Here is a 17960-nt window from a genome sequence, read left to right on the forward strand (position 1 = left end):
ATTGATCCTGTTTCAATTGCCACAAGCAAAAAGAACCGGGGCGCAGGATGCGGGCATATCTGACGGCGATCTTGATGGCCTCGACGGCCATCGGCGGGGGTGTTGCGGCGGCATGGGGCCAGTCGTCGTCACCCTTCTCGGGCCTGTTCAGCCGTGGCAGCGAGGCCGAGGGTCCAGTCGCGCTGGACATCGAGGTCTCCGGCGGCGATGACGGCTTGGCGGCGCAAATCCGGCGCTCCTCCCTGGTTGCCAGTGCCTTGGCCGAGGACCGCACCACCGGTCAGGACGTTCTGGCCGCCGCCCGTGCCGATTACGCGCGCATCCTGGGTCTGCTTTATGACGAGGGCTATTACGACAGCACCGTCAACATCCTGCTGGACGGGGTCGAGGCGGCGCAGGTCGCGCCTCTGGACGCGCCGCAGGTGGTGCAACGCGTCGTGGTGGCGGTCCAGCCGGGGCGGGCCTTCCGCTTTTCCCGTGCGGCCATGGCGCCGGTCGCCCCCGAAACCGACATTCCCGCAGGCTATGCCCTGAACGAGGTCGCGGGCACGGGTGTCATCCGCCGCGCCGCCGTGGCCGGCGTCGAGGGCTGGCGCAGCCAGGGTCATGCGAAAGCCGACCTGGCGGATCAGCAGATCGTGGCCGACCACGACACTGCCCGCGTGGATAGCCGGATCGCGCTGGACCCGGGCCCCCGCGTCACCTTTGGCCGGATGAGCGTCAGCGGCAACCAGCGCCTGAACGACCGCCGGCTGCGCAAGATCGCCGGATTTCCCGAAGGCCAGCAGTTCGACCCCGAGGATCTGGACGCGGTCCGCAAGCGTCTGCGCCGCAGCGGCGTCTTTTCCGCCGTCACCCTGGAAGAGGCCGAGACCCTTGGGCCGGGCGATACCCTGGACGTGGACCTGACCGTCGTCGAACAGGCGCCCCGCCGCATCGGCGCCGGCTTCGAGGTGTCGAATACCGACGGGATCATGATCTCGTCCTACTGGATGCATCGCAACCTGCTGCGCGGCGGCGAGCGGCTGCGCATCGACGGGCGCGTCAAGGACATCGGCTCGGAAACCAGCGAGCGCGACGACGAACTGACGATCCGCATCGACCGCCCCGCCACGATCACCGCCGACACGACCGGCTATGTCGAGGCCCGCGCCGCCCGCATGCGCGAAGAGGATTACGACGAAGATACCGCCAGCCTGGCCCTGGGCTTCAGCCATATCTTCAGCGACCGGCTGACGGGCGACATTTCGGCCCAGTACCAGTTCTCGCGCGTGTTCGATGCCAATGGCCAGACCGACTTCAAGGTCCTGGCGCTGCCGATGGAGGTGATCTGGGACCAGCGCGACGAGCCCACCGATGCCAAGCGCGGCTATTACCTGTCGGGCGAGCTGACCCCCTTCAAGGGGTTCGAGGAGACCGGCTCTGGCGCGCGCGCGCTGGCCGAGGGGCGGGCCTTCCGCTCGTTCGGGAAGGATGACCGCTTTACCCTGGCGGGACGGGCGCGGCTTGGCAGCGTCTTCGGGTCGGACATCGACCGGACGCCGCGCAACTATCTGTTCTACTCGGGCGGTGGCGGCACGGTGCGCGGCCATCCCTTCCAGGCACTTGGGGTCGAGACGATTTCGGGGCCTGACGGCGACCCGATCAAGACCGGCGGCATGAGCGTGGCAAATGCCACGGCCGAACTGCGCTTTCAGGTCCGCGAACGGATCGGGCTGGTGGCCTTTGCCGATTACGGCCGTGTCTGGACCGACAGCGGGTTCGAGGGCGAGGGCGGCGATCATGCGGGGGCGGGCGTCGGTGTGCGCTATGACACGCCGGTCGGTCCGCTGCGCTTTGATGTTGCGGGACCGGTCAGCGGTGACACCGGCAGCGGCGTTCAGCTTTACCTTGGCTTGGGGCAGGCATTCTGATGCGCAGGTTCTGGATCTATGTCTTTGCCCTGTTCTTTCCGCTTGCAGTGCTGGCCCAGAGCGCGGCCGAACTGTCGGAACAGATCGAGGATGACCGCGGCTTCCTGACCGGTCTTCTGGAGCGCAACCTGTCGGGCGCCGGACGCACTGTGGTGATCGACGGGTTCGAGGGCGCCTTGTCCTCTCGGGCGACATTCTCGGAAATCCGCATCGCCGACGAAGAGGGCGTCTGGCTGACCCTGCGCGACGGGGCGATCCAGTGGAACCGCTCGGCCCTGCTGCGCCGCCGGATCGAGATCGCCGAACTGTCCGCGGCCGAGATCCTGCTGCCGCGCCTGCCGCAGGGGGAACAGTCGCAGGTCCAGGCCGAGGCGCCGGTCTTTGCCCTGCCCGAGCTGCCGGTCTCGTTGGAGATCGAGCGCATCCAGGCGGATCGCGTCGTGCTGGGCGAGCCCGTGATCGGCGTCGAGGCCGCCCTGCGCGTCAGTGGCGGCATGAGCCTGGAAGGGGGCGAAGGCCAGGCGCAGCTGACCATCGACCGCCTGGACGGCCCGCGCGGCCAGTTCGTCCTGGACGCGGGCTATTCCAACGAGACGCAGATCCTGCGCCTGAACCTGGGTCTGGACGAGGCTGCCGACGGCATCCTGGTCAACCTGGTGAATATCTACGACCGTCCCGCCATGACCGCCCAGATCAGCGGCGAGGGCGAAATCCGCGATTTCGCGGCCGACATCCGGCTGGCCACCAATGGCCAGCCGCGCATCACGGGTCAGGTCAGCGCCAGTGGCGAGACGGCTGAGGATGGCACGGCCGGCACGGCATTCCGCTTCGAACTGGGCGGCGATGTCGCCACCCTGCTGCGCCCCGAGGATCGCGCCTTCTTCGGCCAGGAAACCCAGCTGCGGGCCGAGGGCTGGCGGGCCGAGACCGGACGCCTTGAAATTCCCGTCCTAGACATCCGCACCGAGGCGCTGCGCATCGAAGGCTCGCTGTCGACCAACGAGCAGTCGGCGCCGCAGCGCGCGCAGCTGCTGGTGACACTTGGCCGCGACGCCGAGGCCGCGCAGCTGCCCGTCCCCCTGCCTTTCGCAGGAGAAGACACGACCGTCGAATCCGGGCGCCTGTCGCTGGACTATGACGCCGCCGAAGGGCAGGGCTGGACCCTGGATGGCCGTGTGGGCCAGTTGAACCTGGGCGATGTCGCCTTGGGCGCGCTGGAGCTGGACGGTGCGGGCGAGGTTGTGCTGGCCGACGGCGCCCTGTCGGAGGTGACCGGCGGGGTACAATTCGCGGCGGAACAGCTGTCCTTCGCCGAACCGGGCTTAGCCGCCGCCATCGGCGACCGGATCGCCGGCGAGGCGGAGTTCAACTTCACCCCCGGCAATGCCGTCGACATCACCGGCCTGTCGATCACCGGTCCCGATTATGGGCTGACCGGAAACATGCTGGTCTCGGGCCTGTCCAGCGGCATCACGGTCTCGGTCGACATGGACGCCCGCTACAGTGACCTGTCACGCCTGTCGGCCTTGGCGGACCGCCAGTTGACCGGGGCCGCCAATGCCTCGGTCGAGGGGTATTACGTCGTCCTGAACCGCAGCTTCGACCTGGATGCGCAGGTGACCGGCACCGATATCGCACTGGACCAGCCGCAGCTGGACCGGCTGCTGGGCGGACGCTCGACCATCAACCTGGAGGCCCGCCGGGACGAGACAGGGATCGAGATCGAGGACCTGACCCTCAATGCCAGCCGGTTGACGGCAGAGGCGCAGGGCCTGATCAGCAGCCTGTCCAGCGATCTGACCGCGCGGATCTCGATGCCGTCGCTGGCGGATGCCGGCCCTGACTTCGGCGGTTCGCTGGAGGCCGAAGCGGCCCTGAACGGACCCGCCGGCCAACGCCGCCTGACCGTCAGCGGCGAGGCCGAGGATCTGCGTCTTGGCATCGAGGCGCTGGACAACGCCCTGCGCGGCCAGACCAACCTGACCCTGATCGCCAGCGAAAGCGGGGACAGCTACAAGCTGGACAGCTTCCAGCTGTCGAACCCCCAGCTGAGCGCCACCGCCGAGGGTGATCTGGCCCAGGGCGATCTGGACGCAGAATTCACGATCGTCGACCTGGCGGACCTGCAGGAGGGCTGGTCGGGAGCTTTCACCGGCCAGGCGCGCCTGAGCGAGGAGGACGGCCTGCGCAGGATCGAACTGACGGGCGAGGGGCAGGACCTGTCCTTGGGCCAGGCCGGCGTCGATGGCGCACTGACCGGCACGACACGTCTTGACGTCCGCGCGACCGAAGAGGACGGCGTGATCACGATCTCGGAAGGCCAGCTGACGAACCAGCAGATGAACGCCATCGTCCAAGGCGTCTATGGTCCCGGCGTGACGGACCTGACGGCCGATGTCGAGATTGCGTCGCTGGCGCCCTTTGGTCCCGGCTGGCAGGGCGCCCTGCAGGCCAAAGGCAGCTTTCGCCAGGTCGGCAACGGCATCCGGCGGCTGGAGCTGACCGGCACGGGCAGCGACCTGTCCTTTGGTCAGGCGCAGGTCGATGGTGCGCTGGAGGGCGACACGCGCCTTGCGGTGACGGCGACCGAACAGGATGGCGTTTTTACGATCCAGACCGCCCAGATCGAGAACCCGCGCCTCTCTGCCACCGCCTCGGGGCGGGTGGGCGCTGGGGCGACGGATGTGACGGCCCAGGTAAATGCGGACGATCTGCGCTTTCTCGGCAATGGCATCTCGGGCGCAGTGAACGCCGATGTGCAACTGACGGATGACGGAACCACCCGCCGTGTTGAGGCGACCGGCACCGCCAACGGCCTGTCCCTGGGCCAGCCCCGGATCGACCCGCTGCTGGCGGGGCAGACCAGCTTCGACCTGGCCGCCAGCCAAGGGGCGGAGGGAATCTCGGTCCAGCGTCTGCAGGTGGCCAACCCTCAATTGACCGTCAGCGCCGATGGCGCACCCGAGAGCGGGATCAACCTGGATGCGCGGCTTGGTAATCTGGGCCTGCTGGTGCCTCAGCTTCCAGGACCTGCCACGGTAACCGGCACCGTGCGCGAAGAGGGGGCGGATTTCGCGCTGGACCTGAACGCAACCGCGCCGGGCAGCACCGATCTGGACATCGTGGGCACGGTGGCGCGGGACGGCTCAGATGCCGACCTGGCGATCACGGGCAGCGCGGATTCGGCGTTGGCCAACGCCTCCCTCCGGACGCGCAGCGTTTCGGGACCCCTGGACATCAATCTGCGCCTTCAGGGGTCGCCCTCGCTGGAATCGCTGTCCGGTCAGGTTCGTCTGCAGGATGGGCAGCTGGCCGATCCGGGCCTGGGGCTGCGGCTCGAGGATATGGACCTCACCGCCGCATTCCAGAGCGGCCGGATCCAGGTGGAGGGTGCCGCAGAGGTTGCGGCCGGCGGGCGGCTGACGCTGAGCGGCCCGATAGACCTGCAGGCCGGTACGCTGGACATCGGCGTCGCCCTGGACGAGGTGGTGCTGCGCGACCCCAATCTCTATGAAACAAGCGCCAGCGGGAACATCCGCATCGCGGGCTCCAATGCGGGGGGGCCGCTGGTGTCGGGCCGCATCGCGCTTGGCGAGACCGAGATCCGCATCCCGGCCACCGGCCTGGGCGGCGCGCGGGCGATCCCCGACATCACCCATGTCGGCAGCCAACGGCCGCCGGTGCGGGCGACGCGGGCGCGGGCGGGGCTGGAGGGCTATCCCAGCCAGGCTGCGGCCGATGCCGGGCTGGCGGGGCCGCCTGCCACGCCGCCGCCCAATCCGCCGCGGCTGGACCTGACCATCACGGCGCCGAACCGGGTCTTCATCCGGGGCAGGGGGATCGATGCGGAACTGGGCGGAGAATTCCAGATCCGCGGCACCACGCGCAATGTCGTTCCCATCGGCAACCTGGAACTGATCCGGGGCCGGGTGGATCTGCTGGGCAACCGTTTTACCCTGACCGAAGGTCTGGTCGAACTGCAGGGCAGCCTGATCCCGGTGATCCGGCTGGTCGCCGAAACGCAGCGCGACGGCATCACCACCCGCATCATCATCGACGGAGAGGTGCGCGACCCCGAGATCACCTTTGAATCCTCGCCTGAGTTGCCGCAGGAGGAGGTGCTGTCGCAGCTGCTGTTCGGGCGCGGGCTGGACAGCATCAGCCCGCTGCAGGCCGCCCAGCTGGCCAATGCGATCGCGGTGCTGGCCGGGCGTGGCGGCGACGGGATCATCGGCAACCTGCGCGACAGCGCCGGGCTGGACGACCTGGACCTGACCACGGATGACGAGGGCAATATCGAGCTGCGGGCCGGGCGCTATCTGTCCGAGAACGTCTATACCGACCTGTCGGTGGGCGAGGGCGGGCGTTCCACCATCAACCTGAACCTGGACATCACCGAGTCCCTGCGGGCCCGGGGATCGGTTGCCAGCGATGGCAGCAGCTCGCTGGGGGTGTTCTTCGAGCGTGACTACTGAGGCGCCCTGTTCAGTCGGCGCCGATGGCACTGGGCAGGGCGCGGAGCGCGGGCAGCGCCTCATCCCTGTCGGCGCCTGTCATGATCGCGGTGGTGGAGGCTAAGGGCTGTCCCGATGCCGCCCGAAAGCGCAGCATCTTCCTGCCGCCCGACAGCGAGGTCACCGTCCAGCCCAGCAGTTGCCCTTGGGGACCGGCCATGGCGCCGCTGGCCGGTTCCCCGGCCTCCGCATCCAGAAGGGCTTCGCGCAGCGCCGCAAACCCCGGTCCGACCGCGGTGGCCCCTTCCCATCCGGCAATGATCTCGGCCATGGTGCCGGCCGGCGTGCCCCAGAGCAGCCGATAGGCATTGTTGCTGAGGACCAGTTGCCCCGTTGACGCAAAGACCGCCAGCGCATCCTCCAGCCCGTCCAGCACATGCGCGCCCAGAAGCAGTTCTGCCCTGAACTTGCGCGTCAGGGACATTTCGGAAGTGATGTTCTCGAACAGGAAGGCCACCGCGCCGTCGGGATGGGGGCGGCCGGTCACGCGATAGGTCTGCCCGCCGGGCAGGGACCAGGTCTCGACGTGGTGGCCGGTCGCGGCGGCATTCTCCAGGCTGGCCATGTGATGGCGCCAGCTGCGGTAGTCCTTGGGCTCGGGCACCATGCGCTGTTCGCGCAGCTGGTCCAGGAAGTCGAACAGCGTCGGGCGCGCGGTCAGGAATCCCGTGGGCAGTCCGGTGAGGTCGATCAGCGCCGGGTTGAACAGCTGCAGGTTCCGGTGCTGGTCGAAGATCGCAAGTCCGATGGGCAGGTCGGCAAAGGTCTTGGTCAGCGTCTGCACGAATTCCCGCAGGCTGCGTTCGGCCCGGACCGCGGCGTCGGCGGGCAGGGCGAACATCATCACCTCGTCGCCTATGCCGTGGCTGTGGCAGTCGTACCACGAGACGATGCCGTGGTCCTCCAATGCGGCGCGTCGGGTCTGTGCGGCGGCCCCCGGAACCGGCTTCGGCGCATCCAGAAGGCGCGGCAGCGGCCACCCCAAGGCCCCCTCGCTGCGCGCCTCGGCCCGGCGCAGATAGGCCGCGTTGGCCCAGGTGACCTGTTCCTCGGCATCCAGGCGCCAGACCAGCATCGGCGTTTGATCCAGCGCGCCGCGCAACAGGTGCAGCTCCTCCTCCATCGCCTGGAGGGACATCGAATCGACGATGATGCCCGAATGCTCGGCCGCCGGGTCGGTGATCGTCAGGCGCCACAGCTGCTCGCCCAGATCCTCGGCCACCAGGCGCAGCGCCGCGCTGCCGTGGCCCTGCTCACCCGTCACCTCGACCCGCCCGATGCGCGCCAGTTGCGACAGGCGGTCGAGTGCATCGGGAAAGCGCGGGCCGACCCATTTCATCAGGCGCGGCCAGTCGTCGCCGCTGCCGCCGATCCGATCCAGGAGGGCGCGGGCAGGGGGCGTGGCATCCACCACCCGCTCCTGGCGGAACAGGAAGACCGTGGGCTGGATCCTGCCCTCCAGCGCATTGGCAGAGGGGGGCCGCCCCCGGCCAGACCGCCAGCCGTCCCACAGCCGGATCACCCCCACGGCCAGCAGCACCGACAGGATGCCGCAAATCACCGTCACGACCAGAAAAACCGCACCATGAATGTTCAAAGCAAGACCCTCAGCTTGTTTGGGGGAAGCATAGGTCATGCATTGTTAACGGTCGGTTAAGATATTCAGATCTCGATGGTGGGATTCTGCGCCAGGGCCAGCCGATCCTGCGCCTCGATGCGCTCGATCGGCCAGCGGACCGAAGCCACCGCCCCCGGTCCGCCATTGGCGAAGGACAGCCGTGCCCCCGACCTTTCCAGCAGCGTCTTGGCGATGAAAAGCCCCAGGCCCATGCCCTCGTAGCTGCCGCGTTGCGCCTCGGAGCGGCGGCTGAGATAGGGGTCGCCGATTCGCGACAAAAGCGCGGGAGGATAGCCGGGACCATCGTCGCGGATCGTCACCGTCAGCGTATTGGGCGTCACATCCGTTTCGATCACCACGCGGCTTTCGGCGAAATCCACCGCGTTCTGGATCAGGTTGCGCAGGGCGTGGATGATCGCCGGGTCGCGCCGGATCGAGGGCCCGTCGGCGCGGATCTCCACCAGGGGCCCGCGATCTGCATGGGGACTGGCGGCATCCTCCAGCACGGCGCGCAGCGGGGCCGAGCGCATGTGCAGGTCGTCCTTGCCCGCGCGGCCCATGCTGCGCAGGATCTGGGCACAGCGGTCGGCGGAATCGCGCAGCGCGATCACGTCAGCATGCAGGTCCGGGCGGTCCTTCAGCTCGTCCGCCAGCTCGCCTGCGATCAGCTTTATGGTCGCCAAGGGGGTCCCCATCTCATGCGCGGCGGCCGCGACCACGCCGCCCAGGTGCTGCAGGCGTTGTTCGCGCGACAGCGCCATCTGGGTGGCGAACAGCGCGTTCGACGTATCCGACAGCTCACCCGTCACGCGATGGGCGTAGCCGCCGAAGAAGACCACCCCGATCACCAGCGCGACCCAGTGGCCAAGCGCCAGGATCGGCTCCAGCCGCAAGATTTCGCCCGTGGGGTCGCGAAGGGGTACGCCAAAGACCGCCGCGACCGATGTCACGGCCACGGTCGCCAGCCCAAGCGCCAGCACCAGCCGCGCGTTCAGCGAAGCGGCGGCGATGGTGACGGGCGCCAGCACCAGCAGCGCAAAGGGGTTTGCCATTCCCCCGGTCAGCGCCATCAGCGACGAGATCTGCACCAAATCGAAGCTCAGCTGCAGGACCGCCCGCCCCGGAGATGTCCGCTTGGGCGGGCGCAGGGCCATCCACAGGTTCATCGCGATCGCCAAGGCGATCAGGATCATCACCGGAGCCTTCGGGAATCCGATGCCCATGCTCCAGGCGATGATGACGGCAGCCAGCTGCCCTCCGATGGCGAACCAGCGCAGCAGCACCAGGGTGCGCATGCGGATCGGCTCGGCATGGGGGGTATCGCCGGCACCGAAGGGATGGTCCGCCAGGTCGTCAGGCCCGGGTGCTGCGTTCATCTTCGGCCTTTTCTGCGACAATGCATGACTTGATACCCGCCGGTCGATGGGCGATCAATGCGCGCCTTTGACACGCAAAAAAGGAGCTGAGCCGTGGCTGACCGGAAAATCCTGCTGATCGGCACCGCCGCTGCGGTCGGCGTCCTGGTGGGGGGCGGGTTGTTCCTGATGCAGCAGCGTTCCGCCGACCCCTTTTCCCAGTGTACCAACAGTGCCGTGGCCGGGGGCATGGACAGTTTCGGCACCGAATTCACCCTGACGCGGCAGGACGGGCAGCGCGTGACATCGGCCGAGGTCTTTTCGAAACCGTCCCTGCTTTATTTCGGATATACATTCTGCCCGGATGTCTGTCCCTTGGACAGCGCACGCAATGCCGAGGCCGAGGAAATCCTGAAGGAGGCCGGAAAGGACGTGCAGACCGTTTTCATCACGGTCGATCCGCGCCGCGATACGCCAGATGTCCTGGGCGAATATACCAGCCTTTTCTCGGAGGACATGATCGGTCTGACCGGATCGCCGGAAGAGATCGCGGCGGTCAATCAGGGATGGCGGAATTATTTCAAGGCACATGACGAGGAAGACAAGGAATTCTATTTGGTCGATCATATGACCAATACCTATCTGGTCATGCAGGGTGGCAAGACGGTGGAATTCTTTTCGCGCGACACGCCAGCCGAAGATGTGGCAGAACGGACGGGCTGTTTCATCGACGCGGCCGCCTAAGGCGTATTGTCGCACGGGTTTGAAAGTTCTGGCGCTGATCCACAGATAATTCCGAAAACCAATTCAAGAGGGCTAGTCATGGACGAAATGAACGCGCAGATCGGCCCCGATGCCTCGCTGCTTCTGGTGGACGATGACGAGATCTTTGTCACCCGCTTGGCGCGCGCCATGGAAAAGCGTGGATTCCAGACGGAAACGTCGCTGACAGTGGCCGGGGCCATGCGGCTGATCGAGAAACGGGCGCCCGCTTATGCGGTGGTCGATCTTCGGCTCGAAGATGGAAACGGGCTGGATGTGGTCGAGGCCCTTCGGGAAAAGCGCGCGGATGCGCGGATCATTGTCCTGACCGGTTATGGCGCCATCGCCACCGCAGTTGCGGCCGTGAAAATGGGCGCCACCGACTATTTGGCCAAACCGGCCGATGCAAATGACGTCACGTCGGCGCTGCTTTCCAGCGGCGAATTGCTGCCGCCTCCGCCGGAAAATCCGATGTCGGCCGATCGCGTCCGTTGGGAGCATATCCAGCGCGTTTACGAACAATGCGAACGAAATGTCAGCGAAACTGCCCGGCGTTTGCACATGCACCGACGGACGCTTCAGCGCATCCTCGCCAAAAGGGGACCGCGCTGATCTGAAGAACATGTTGAAAGGTATTTAATTCGGTCTATATTGCGGATATGAAATCGGCAACCCAAAGCAAGACCGGAATGAATATGAGCATCGACTTCGATAATATGTCTCTCAAGGAAATGCGCGATCTTCGTTCGCGCCTGGATCGGGCGATCAATTCCTACGAGGACCGGAAGCGGCGCGAGGCCTTGACCGCGATCGAAGAGGCGGCGCGCGAACATGGCTTCAACCTGGCCGACCTGACCGGAACCAAGGTGCGCCGCAGCGGGACCGTTGCCCCCAAATACGCAAATCCCGATGATCCGACGATGACCTGGACCGGCCGCGGGCGCAAACCCCGGTGGGTGCAGGAAAGCCTGGAAAGCGGCAAGCAGCTGGAAGACCTGGCGATCTGATCCGAACTGCATCATGTTGTGGAAAGGGGCCCTTGAAGGCCCCTTTTTTATATCTGCATGTGAGGAGTGTCGATCTGCCCGATCAGCCAGTCGAAGCAGGCCAAAAAGGCACGTCTCGCCTCGGCCGGGGGCCGCAGGGTGATCTGCAGGCCCGGCAGCATGTGATCCTCGGGAACCGGGAACAGGCGGCGCGCCTCGGGCTCGGCGAAGCCCGCGATCGTCACCGCCTCCAGCCGCGCCGAGACGCGGTCGGCAGCCTTGATCTTGCGCTTCATCGGGGCGGGCAGCGCGGCGGGCAGCCCAAACCGGCGGTGGACGGCCGAGGCCAGACGCTCGTCCATGGCGCCATATTCCGCCCCGAGCGCCGATTTCACCGGCGAGATCATGTCGCCGATGACATATTCCGGAGCGTCATGCAGCAGCGCCGCCAGCCGCCACTGGGGCGCGATCCCGGGATTGAGCCGCGAAAAGATCTGTTCCACCAGAAGCGAATGTTCAGCCACGGAATAGGGCCAGTCGCCCCGCGTCTGCCCGTTCCAGCGGGCCACGAAGGCCAGCCCATGGGCAATGTCCCCGATCTCGATGTCGAAGGGGGTGGGGTCCAGCAGGTCGAGGCGGCGGCCCGACAGCATCCGCTGCCAGGCGCGCCGGGGCCGTGCGGCCATGGGCGGGCTGCCTTACGACAGCTTGACGTCGGCCGGCGTCTGCTGCGCCTGCTGGGCGCGGCGTGCCAGTTCTTGGCGGTACAGCGCGACGAAATCCACGGGGTCCATGTTAAAGGGCGGAAAGCCACCGTCCCGCGTCAGGTCCGAGATGATGCGCCGCACGAAGGGGAACAGCATCCGCGGGCATTCGATCATCAGAAAGGCATGCAGCTGGTCCTGCGGCACGCCGTCGATCTGGAAGACCCCGCCGTAGTCCAACTCGGCCAGGAACAGCGTGCTGCCCTCGGTCTTATTGGTCGAGGTGACGCGGTATTTCGTGATCACCTCGTACTGGTTGTCGCTGCCGCGCTTGCGGGCGTCCAGGCTGACCTGCACGGTGATCTCGGGCTGCACCTCGCCCGTCGGCGCGCCCTTCTGGGCGACGGCGTTCTCGAAGGACAGGTCCCGGATGAACTGTGCCAGGATCTGCATGCGCAATTGCGGTTGCTGGGCCTGCGGCTGTCCCGCGATGCCGTTCTGGGTGTTCTCGTCGGCCATGTTCCTACCTCTCCAATTCGGACTTGGACCCGCTTGTAGCAGGCCCTCCCCCTGCCCTCAATGGCGGGTCCAGCCGGAACCGCGCCCCGGCCGGGGGGCATCGGGTTCGTCCAGTTCGGGCGGCAGGTCTACAGGCGCGCGACCCGTGTCGTCCCGGTCGGCCACGATGAAGTCGCCGTCGATCACCCCGTCGCCATAGGGCGCGCGGTGGGGATCGCGTCGCATCGTCGCAGCCCCCATGCCAAAGCGCGTCACCTTCACGCGCTTGCCGATCTGGCGCATCACCGCATCGCGCACGCGCGGCACCAGCAGCAAAAGCCCCACCGTGTCGGTGAAAAACCCCGGCGTCAGCAGCAGCATCCCTGCCATCAGGATCATCACGCCATGTGCCAGGGGTCGCGTCGGATCGCGCATCTCGCCAAAGCTGCGCTGGATCTCGTTCCAGGCATGGGCCCCCTGGCTGCGCATCAGCGCGGTGCCCACGATCGCCGTCAGCACGACGATCGCCAGCGTGGGCCAAAGGCCGATCAGCCCGCCCACCTGGATGAACAGCGCGATCTCGATGATCGGAACGATCAGAAACAGCCAGAACAGCCGCATGCGAATTCCCCTTCCTGCCGGCGCGGAAACTGGACTTGCGCCCTGGCACTCCCTACATAATGACCCAGTTGCCAGATACAAACGATGTGATTTTGACCAGAGGTCGCCTGTATGTCCAACCCGCTTCTCCAGTTGCTTGTCCTTGCCGGGATCGCGATTTTCCTGATCCTGCGCCTGAGAAACGTGCTGGGGACCCGCGACGGGTTCGAGCCGCCCCAGGTTGACCAGCCCGCGGCGGGCCCGGCCCGCTTCGAGGTGATCGAAGGCAGCGCCGATGAGGTCGATCACGACGTCATCGACCACGCCGAGGCCGGCAGCCCGGCTGCCGCGGCCCTTTACGCGATGAAGCGGGTCGAACCCGACTTTGGCGTCCGCGACTTCCTGACCGGCTCCAAGCACGCCTATGAGATGATCCTGATGGCCTTCGAGCGCGGCGACCTGACCGAGGTGCGACCCTTTCTGGCCGACCCTGTTGCCGAAGCCTTCCAAGGCGTAATCGACCAGCGGACCGCCCATGGGCAGACGGTTCAGGCGCAGTATCTGGGCACGCGCGAAACCTCGCTGGCCGCGGCGGAATTCGATCCCGCGACCGGCGTGGCCGAGATCTCGGTCCGTTTCGTGGGCGAGCTGATAGCCGCGACCCGTGACGCGCAGGGCAATGTCATCGAGGGTGACGCCAAGGCGCCGCGCAAGCAGAAGGACCTGTGGACCTTTGCCCGGCAGATGGGCCAGAACGACCCGAACTGGCAGCTTGTCGCGACCGGCTGATGCCCCGTCGCAAAGGCCTGACATCCGAGGACCGCGAGATGTGGTCCCGCGTGGCCCGCACCGCTTCTCCTCTCCATCCCGGCCGCAAGACCCTTGACCCGGAGGCCGGAAAGCAGCCCGCAGCGCCGCCGGTCGCCCCGGCGGCGTCGGCCGTGCCGCCCCCGGCACTTCCCAGGTTCCGCGTGGGTCAGACCCCCCTGCCGACCCCGTCCCGGCTGCCGCAGCCCGCGACGCCTGCCGAACGGCTGGCCGCCGCCGGCCTGCGCATGGACGCCAAGACGCATCGCAAGATGAACCAAGGCAAGCTGCGCCCCGAGGCGCGCCTCGACCTGCACGGCATGACACTGTCGGCCGCCCAGCCTGAACTGACCCACTTCGTGCTGTCATGCTATGGCGGCGGCCTGCGTTTGGTTTTGGTGATCACCGGCAAGGGGCGCGGCGATCATGGGCCGCTGCCCACCCGGCCGGGCGCCCTGCGCCATCAGGTGCCGTACTGGCTACACAGCCCGCCCCTCTCGATGGTCGTTCAGCAGGTCACCGCGGCGCATTACCGCCACGGCGGCGAAGGCGCCTACTACGTCTATCTGCGCCGGCCGAAATGAAAAACGCGCCCCGCAAGGGGGGCGCGTCGCATCGGGGCTTTCGGGCTTTTCTCAGCGCCGGTAGTTTGCCTTGGGTCCGGCGAAATACCAGATGATCAGGCCCAGCAGCGGCAGGATGACGATCAGCAGGATCCACAGGATCTTGGTCTTGTTCGATTCGTTCGTGTTGATGATCTGTGCGATCGCCCAGACATCCAGAACGAAGATGATGATGCTGAATAGCCAACCCATGTGATCCATCCTCTAAAGGTTCTGACAGCCAACACCCGCACCGCGGCGCGGGTTCCTAGAGAACATAGCGCGACAGGTCGGTGGAACGCGACAGGTCGCCCAGGTGCTGTTCGACAAAGGCCGCATCCACGCTGACCGCCTGGCCCCCGCGATCGGGCGCGGTAAAGGACAGCTCCTCGAAGACCCGCTCGATCACCGTGTAAAGCCGCCGCGCGCCGATGTTCTCGACCGCGCCGTTCACCTCGGCCGCGATCCGCGCCAGGGCCGCGATGCCGTCATCGGTAAAGGTCACCGTGACGCCCTCGGTCGCCATCAGGGCGCTGTACTGGCGCGTCAGGGCGTTGTCGGTCTCGGTCAGGATGCGGACGAAGTCGCCTTCGGTCAGGGCGCGCAGCTCGACCCGGATCGGCAGGCGCCCCTGCAGTTCCGGCAGCAGGTCACTGGGCTTGGCGACATGGAATGCCCCCGAGGCGATGAACAGGATGTGGTCGGTCTTGACCGCGCCGTATTTCGTGCTGACGGTCGTGCCCTCGATCAGCGGCAGCAGGTCGCGCTGCACGCCCTCGCGGCTGACATCGCCGCCGCGAGCCTCGGTCCGGGCGCAGACCTTGTCGATCTCGTCGATGAAGACGATGCCGCTTTCCTGCACGGCCTCCAGCGCGGCGGCCTTGACCGCGTCATCGTCCAGCAGCTTGTCGGCCTCTTCCGCGATCAGCAGCTCATAGCTTTCCGCGACCGTCACCTTGCGCCGCACCCGGCGCCCGCCAAAGGCCTTCATCAGCCCCGACAGGTCCATCATGCCGCCCAAGGGCTGGCCCGGCTGGCCCGGCATCTCCATCCCGCCCAGGGGGTTCGAGTTGTCCTGGACCTCCAGCTCGATCACCGTGTCGTCCAGTTCGCCGCGCTTCAGCTTGTCGCGGAACATCTGGCGGGTGCCTTCGCGCGCGTTCTCGCCCGCCAAGGCCTCGACGACCCGCTCCTCGGCGGCCTTGTGGGCGCGGGCCTTGACCGCCTCGCGCATCCGCTCGCGCGTGTCGATCATCGCGGCATCGGCCAGATCGCGGATGATCTGCTCGACGTCGCGGCCGACATAGCCGACCTCGGTGAACTTGGTCGCCTCGACCTTGATGAAGGGCGCGTTGGCTAGCTTGGCCAAGCGGCGGCTGATCTCGGTCTTGCCGACGCCGGTCGGTCCGATCATCAGGATGTTCTTGGGATAGACCTCGTCGCGCAGGTCGTCGCCCAGCTGCTTCCTGCGCCAGCGGTTGCGCATCGCCACGGCGACGGCGCGCTTGGCATCGCTCTGCCCGATGATGAAACGGTCAAGTTCCGAGACGATCTCGCGCGGTGTCAGGTCGGTCATGCTTGTGCCTCGCTGGCTTTCTTCTTTGTTCAGATATCGCGGGGGTGAGGCCCGTCAGGGCCAAGGGGGCGACGCGCCCTCACCCGTCCAGCGTCTCGACGGTCAGCCTGCCGTTGGTGTAGACGCAGATCTCGGCCGCGATGGCCATGGCCTTGCGCGCCACCGCCTCGGCATCCAGGTCGCTTTCCAGCAGCCCCCGTGCCGCGGCCAGGGCAAAGTTCCCGCCCGATCCGATGGCCGCCACGTCATGTTCCGGCTCCAGCACGTCGCCCGCGCCGGTCACGACCAGCAGATCGATCCCGTCGGTGACGATCAGCATGGCCTCCAGGTTGCGCAGGTACTTGTCGGTGCGCCAGTCCTTGGCCAGCTCCACGCAGGCGCGCTGCAGCTGCCCTGGCGCGGCCTCCAGCTTCTTTTCCAGCCGTTCCAGCAGGGTAAAGGCATCGGCTGTTGATCCGGCAAAGCCCACGACGACGTCGCGGCCGCCGGGCGACAGGCGCCGCACCTTGCGGGCCGTGCCCTTCATCACGGTCTGGCCCACGCTGACCTGGCCGTCACCGGCGACAACCACCTTGCCGCCGCGCCGCACCGCCAGGATCGTCGTGCCATGCCAGCCGGGAAACTTATCATCCGCCATCGGGGGCTCCGTCCTCTGTTCGTCTGGCCAGCAGATATGGACGCCCCGCCCGGCTTGCAACCCGTTGAAAACCGCCCCTTTGCCCATTAGCGTCGCGGCATGTCCCCTGATCTGCTGCTGTCGGTCTATCTGCATCACCCCCTCCTGCAGACGGCGCGGGCGGGCAAGCTGGGCTTTCTGAACCGGATGCGGGCCCTGCTGGAGCCGCGCGGCTGGCGGATCGAGATCCTGCCCTCGGGCAATGCCGCGCGGGAGGCGGCGCCGGCCCGGCCCGGCTATGCGCTCTTCAACATGGAGCGGCCGACCCATGACCGGGCGCTGACCTTCCGGCGCGCCTATCACTATCCCTACTGGCGCCTGGAACGGCAGGCCGAGCGCTGGCGCTGGCCCATCGCCAGGCAGGCCTTCGACCCCACCCGGATCGAGGACGAGGCCGCGCGCCGCTTTGCCGCGCGCCTGCGTGAGCGTGTCCTGCCGGGCCCTGCACCCCGGCGCGGCGACCATATCCTGATCCCGCTGCAGGGCCACCTGCGCCGGCAGCGCAGCTTTCAGTCGGCCAGCCCGGTCCAGATGATCGAGGCCGCGGCATCGACCGGACGCCCCTGCGTGGCCACCCTGCATCCCAACGAGGTCCATGACCCGGACGACCACGCGGCCCTGGACCGGCTGGCCGCGCAATTTCCGAACCTGACCATCGGCGGCGACACCGCCGCGCTGTTGCGCGACTGCGCCTTTGTCGTGACGCAGAACAGTTCCGTGGGTTTCGACGGGCTGATCCTAAGCAAGCCGGTGGTCCTGTTCGCGCTCAGCGACTATCACCATGTGGCGCTGAACGCGGGGCAGATCGGCGCCCCGGCCGCGCTGGAGCGTGCGGCGGACCATGCCCCGCCGACCGACAAGTTCCTGGACTGGTTCCTGCGACGCAGCAGCCTGGACATGATGGCGCCGGATGCCGATGACCGCATGATCACGGCCATGAAAAAAGGCGGCTGGCCCGTCTGAGGGGCCGCCGCCTTTCCTGTCAGTCAGGCAGGATCAGACGGATTCGTCGATCCAGCTCTTCAGCGCGGCCTTGGGCGCGGCGCCCATGCGGTTCGACACCACTTCGCCGCCCTTGAACATGAACAGGGCCGGGATGCCGCGAACACCCAGGGCCGCGGCCTGTTCGGGGTTCTCGTCGACGTTGACCTTCACGATCTTCACCTTGCCGGCATATTCGTCCGACAGCTCTTCCAGCGCGGGGCCGATCTGCTTGCAGGGACCGCACCATTCCGCCCAGAAATCGACGATGACGGGGGTCTGGGCCTGACGCACTTCGGCGTCGAATTCTGCGTCGTTCACATGCACGGTGGCCATGGTCGGCTCCTTCTTGTGGCGGGGGCCGGCGC

The 17960-nt window shown here is 67.1% G+C and carries 17 protein-coding genes; 8 read left to right on the plus strand and 9 right to left on the minus strand.

Features of this window, described 5'->3' with window-relative positions; all coding sequences use genetic code 11:
- The first annotated feature begins 47 nt into the window (after window positions 1-47).
- Both ACNR9W_RS00460 and ACNR9W_RS00465 read left to right on the plus strand, forming a co-directional pair.
- A complete protein-coding gene (locus ACNR9W_RS00460) occupies window positions 48-1913 on the plus strand; it encodes an autotransporter assembly complex protein TamA (RefSeq protein WP_419268618.1) in 1866 nt (621 codons plus the stop codon).
- Window positions 1913-6388, plus strand: coding sequence for a translocation/assembly module TamB domain-containing protein (locus ACNR9W_RS00465; protein WP_419268619.1), 4476 nt, complete (start codon window positions 1913-1915; stop codon window positions 6386-6388). The genes ACNR9W_RS00460 and ACNR9W_RS00465 overlap by 1 nt, the downstream gene beginning before the upstream one ends.
- Before the next feature lie 10 nt (window positions 6389-6398).
- Here the strand turns inward: ACNR9W_RS00465 and ACNR9W_RS00470 are convergent, their stop codons facing one another.
- A complete protein-coding gene (locus tag ACNR9W_RS00470; protein ID WP_419268620.1) occupies window positions 6399-7994 on the minus strand; it encodes a PAS-domain containing protein in 1596 nt (531 codons plus the stop codon).
- Between the two features lie 95 nt (window positions 7995-8089).
- Window positions 8090-9421, minus strand: coding sequence for an ActS/PrrB/RegB family redox-sensitive histidine kinase (locus tag ACNR9W_RS00475; RefSeq protein ID WP_419268621.1), 1332 nt, complete (start codon window positions 9419-9421; stop codon window positions 8090-8092).
- A 93-nt stretch (window positions 9422-9514) separates the two neighbouring features.
- Between ACNR9W_RS00475 and ACNR9W_RS00480 the strand changes: the two genes are divergently transcribed.
- The 3 genes from ACNR9W_RS00480 (at window position 9515) to ACNR9W_RS00490 (ending at window position 11169) form a co-directional block, all read left to right on the plus strand.
- Window positions 9515-10144 carry an SCO family protein gene (locus tag ACNR9W_RS00480; RefSeq protein WP_419268622.1) on the plus strand — a complete coding sequence of 210 codons (630 nt, stop codon included), beginning with the start codon at window positions 9515-9517 and terminating at the stop codon, window positions 10142-10144.
- A gap of 78 nt (window positions 10145-10222) precedes the next feature.
- The gene (locus ACNR9W_RS00485; protein ID WP_111301260.1) at window positions 10223-10774 is read left to right on the plus strand and encodes an ActR/PrrA/RegA family redox response regulator transcription factor; all 552 of its coding nucleotides are present in this window, start codon (window positions 10223-10225) and stop codon (window positions 10772-10774) included.
- Window positions 10775-10857: 83 nt separating this feature from the next.
- Window positions 10858-11169, plus strand: a complete 312-nt coding sequence (locus ACNR9W_RS00490) for an H-NS histone family protein (protein WP_419268623.1) — start codon at window positions 10858-10860, stop codon at window positions 11167-11169.
- Between the two features lie 47 nt (window positions 11170-11216).
- On the opposite strand, the gene ACNR9W_RS00495 is transcribed toward ACNR9W_RS00490, so the two are convergent.
- The 3 genes from ACNR9W_RS00495 to ACNR9W_RS00505 are packed head-to-tail and all read right to left on the minus strand — an operon-like array spanning window position 11217 to window position 12971.
- Complete coding sequence (locus tag ACNR9W_RS00495) at window positions 11217-11834, minus strand: HD domain-containing protein (RefSeq protein ID WP_419268624.1); 618 nt, start codon at window positions 11832-11834, stop codon at window positions 11217-11219.
- A gap of 12 nt (window positions 11835-11846) precedes the next feature.
- The gene (gene secB / locus ACNR9W_RS00500; protein WP_419268625.1) at window positions 11847-12371 is read right to left on the minus strand and encodes a protein-export chaperone SecB; all 525 of its coding nucleotides are present in this window, start codon (window positions 12369-12371) and stop codon (window positions 11847-11849) included.
- A gap of 57 nt (window positions 12372-12428) precedes the next feature.
- Window positions 12429-12971, minus strand: a complete 543-nt coding sequence (locus tag ACNR9W_RS00505) for an FxsA family protein (RefSeq protein ID WP_419268626.1) — start codon at window positions 12969-12971, stop codon at window positions 12429-12431.
- 111 nt (window positions 12972-13082) lie between these two features.
- Between ACNR9W_RS00505 and ACNR9W_RS00510 the strand changes: the two genes are divergently transcribed.
- Window positions 13083-13739: a Tim44/TimA family putative adaptor protein gene (locus ACNR9W_RS00510; RefSeq protein WP_419268627.1), complete on the plus strand. Its 657-nt coding sequence runs from the start codon at window positions 13083-13085 to the stop codon at window positions 13737-13739.
- Complete coding sequence (locus tag ACNR9W_RS00515; protein ID WP_419268628.1) at window positions 13739-14341, plus strand: Smr/MutS family protein; 603 nt, start codon at window positions 13739-13741, stop codon at window positions 14339-14341. Before ACNR9W_RS00510 ends, ACNR9W_RS00515 begins: the two co-directional genes overlap by 1 nt.
- A gap of 51 nt (window positions 14342-14392) precedes the next feature.
- On the opposite strand, the gene ACNR9W_RS00520 is transcribed toward ACNR9W_RS00515, so the two are convergent.
- From ACNR9W_RS00520 to hslV, 3 genes are all read right to left on the minus strand, one after another.
- A complete protein-coding gene (locus ACNR9W_RS00520) occupies window positions 14393-14572 on the minus strand; it encodes a PLDc N-terminal domain-containing protein (RefSeq protein WP_419268629.1) in 180 nt (59 codons plus the stop codon).
- A gap of 55 nt (window positions 14573-14627) precedes the next feature.
- Window positions 14628-15935, minus strand: a complete 1308-nt coding sequence (gene hslU / locus ACNR9W_RS00525; protein WP_419268631.1) for an ATP-dependent protease ATPase subunit HslU — start codon at window positions 15933-15935, stop codon at window positions 14628-14630.
- A 79-nt stretch (window positions 15936-16014) separates the two neighbouring features.
- The gene (gene hslV, locus ACNR9W_RS00530) at window positions 16015-16572 is read right to left on the minus strand and encodes an ATP-dependent protease subunit HslV (RefSeq protein ID WP_111301245.1); all 558 of its coding nucleotides are present in this window, start codon (window positions 16570-16572) and stop codon (window positions 16015-16017) included.
- A gap of 99 nt (window positions 16573-16671) precedes the next feature.
- On the opposite strand from hslV, the gene ACNR9W_RS00535 reads away from it, so the two are divergent.
- Window positions 16672-17574 (plus strand): hypothetical protein, encoded by a 903-nt coding sequence (locus ACNR9W_RS00535; protein WP_419268633.1) that lies wholly within the window; start codon window positions 16672-16674, stop codon window positions 17572-17574.
- Between the two features lie 33 nt (window positions 17575-17607).
- Here the strand turns inward: ACNR9W_RS00535 and trxA are convergent, their stop codons facing one another.
- Window positions 17608-17928, minus strand: a complete 321-nt coding sequence (trxA, locus tag ACNR9W_RS00540; protein ID WP_419268634.1) for a thioredoxin — start codon at window positions 17926-17928, stop codon at window positions 17608-17610.
- Window positions 17929-17960: the final 32 nt, after the last annotated feature.

It is taken from the genome of Paracoccus sp. T5 (assembly GCF_048538155.2).
GTDB lineage: Bacteria > Pseudomonadota > Alphaproteobacteria > Rhodobacterales > Rhodobacteraceae > Paracoccus.

Bases quoted from the DNA above. Each gene is read 5' to 3' on its own strand.
- ACNR9W_RS00460 (WP_419268618.1), top strand. From the start codon at position 48: ATGCGGGCATATCTGACGGCGATCTTGATGGCCTCGACGGCCATCGGC.
- ACNR9W_RS00465 (WP_419268619.1), top strand. From the start codon at position 1,913: ATGCGCAGGTTCTGGATCTATGTCTTTGCCCTGTTCTTTCCGCTTGCA.
- ACNR9W_RS00475 (WP_419268621.1), bottom strand. From the start codon at position 9,421: ATGAACGCAGCACCCGGGCCTGACGACCTGGCGGACCATCCCTTCGGT.
- ACNR9W_RS00485 (WP_111301260.1), top strand. From the start codon at position 10,223: ATGGACGAAATGAACGCGCAGATCGGCCCCGATGCCTCGCTGCTTCTG.
- ACNR9W_RS00490 (WP_419268623.1), top strand. From the start codon at position 10,858: ATGAGCATCGACTTCGATAATATGTCTCTCAAGGAAATGCGCGATCTT.
- ACNR9W_RS00495 (WP_419268624.1), bottom strand. From the start codon at position 11,834: ATGGCCGCACGGCCCCGGCGCGCCTGGCAGCGGATGCTGTCGGGCCGC.
- secB (WP_419268625.1), bottom strand. From the start codon at position 12,371: ATGGCCGACGAGAACACCCAGAACGGCATCGCGGGACAGCCGCAGGCC.
- ACNR9W_RS00505 (WP_419268626.1), bottom strand. From the start codon at position 12,971: ATGCGGCTGTTCTGGCTGTTTCTGATCGTTCCGATCATCGAGATCGCG.
- ACNR9W_RS00510 (WP_419268627.1), top strand. From the start codon at position 13,083: ATGTCCAACCCGCTTCTCCAGTTGCTTGTCCTTGCCGGGATCGCGATT.
- ACNR9W_RS00515 (WP_419268628.1), top strand. From the start codon at position 13,739: ATGCCCCGTCGCAAAGGCCTGACATCCGAGGACCGCGAGATGTGGTCC.
- ACNR9W_RS00520 (WP_419268629.1), bottom strand. From the start codon at position 14,572: ATGGGTTGGCTATTCAGCATCATCATCTTCGTTCTGGATGTCTGGGCG.
- hslU (WP_419268631.1), bottom strand. From the start codon at position 15,935: ATGACCGACCTGACACCGCGCGAGATCGTCTCGGAACTTGACCGTTTC.
- hslV (WP_111301245.1), bottom strand. From the start codon at position 16,572: ATGGCGGATGATAAGTTTCCCGGCTGGCATGGCACGACGATCCTGGCG.
- ACNR9W_RS00535 (WP_419268633.1), top strand. From the start codon at position 16,672: ATGTCCCCTGATCTGCTGCTGTCGGTCTATCTGCATCACCCCCTCCTG.
- trxA (WP_419268634.1), bottom strand. From the start codon at position 17,928: ATGGCCACCGTGCATGTGAACGACGCAGAATTCGACGCCGAAGTGCGT.